The following is a 1,243-nucleotide window of genomic DNA, read 5'->3' on the forward strand; positions in this document are numbered from 1 at the left end:
ATGCAGGTCGACGTGACGGCTCGCGTGGACGAGGATCTCGTGCAGCCCGCCGCTGACCCACCACAGCAGCCCCCACGCGGCGGCCGCGACGCCGATCTCGGGCATCCACGCGTGCCATGCGCGCGCTTCGCCGCGCCCGTGCAGCCACCAGCCGGTGAACAGGCCGGCGAGCGCGATCAGCAGCATCGCGATATACGGGCTGTTGAGCACGGGCAGCGCGGTCGCGTCGGCCGGGCTCAGCAGGCTCGTGAAGAACGCACCGGCCGCGGCGACCTGCATCAGCAGCCCGAAGCCGAACGCGAGCAGGCGCTTCTGGCGCACGCCGAGCCACACGACGGCCGCGCCTTCGATGGCCCACGCGGCGCTGGTCGTCGGCCCCGAGAACGCGAGCGGCACCGCGAGCGTCGCGAAGATCACCGCGAGCGCGAGCATCGATTCGAACAGCAGCCCGAGGCGATCGCGGCGCCGCGCGAGCCATGCGGCGACCGCGACGTAGAACGCCGACAGCGCGACCGCGCTCCACGCGAGCCCGAACGGCATGCCTTTCACGAGCGACGCCTGCAGCGCGGTCGCGACGATCGGCGTGCCGAACACGAGCGTGCCGTCCACGTAGTGTCGCAGCGCGAGTTCGCGCTTCACCGCATACAGCAGCGCGATGCCGACATACATCAGGAAGAACAGGATGAGGAACGGCTCGGTGCTCGCGAACAGCGCGGGGCGATAGGCCGTCACGCCCCACGCGGAGCCGATCGTGAACGTGAACACGAAGCCGAGCAGGTTCAGCGGGCGCCACGCCTTGAACCACGCGATCGCGAAGATGCCCGCGTTCAGCAGTGCGTAGTAGCTGAACAGCGCGACGTGGTTGCCCTGTCCGGTCGACAGCAGGATCGGTGCGAGGAAGCCGCCCGCGCTGCCCATGAACGCGAGCGGCAGCGCGTTCTGCCGCACCGCGAGGAACGCGCTCAGCGCGCAGACCGCGACCATCAGCGGGAACGCGGCGCCGACGGGCAGCAGCGCATACAGCTTGGTCGCGGCGAAGATCGTCAGGTACAGGATGCCGACGCCGCCGCCTTGCAGCACGAGGCCGTATGCGGCGCGGCGCGCCCGCACGCGCCAGCCGATCGCGAGCAGCGCGGCCGCGGCGAGCGCCGTGCCCGCGAGGCGGAATTCGATCGGCAGCATGTCGTTGTCGGCCGCGTACTTGAGCAGGAACGCGACGCCGAAGAACAGCACGATGATCCCG

1 protein-coding gene is annotated in these 1,243 nt (G+C 70.6%); it reads right to left on the reverse strand.

The features are described from left to right. On the reverse strand, window positions 1-1,243 hold a 1,243-nt coding region (locus JMF90_RS37640; protein ID WP_201326399.1), incomplete at both ends, for a DUF2339 domain-containing protein.

Source organism: Burkholderia sp. E168m23, from assembly GCF_016586125.1.
Lineage (GTDB): Bacteria > Pseudomonadota > Gammaproteobacteria > Burkholderiales > Burkholderiaceae > Burkholderia > Burkholderia orbicola.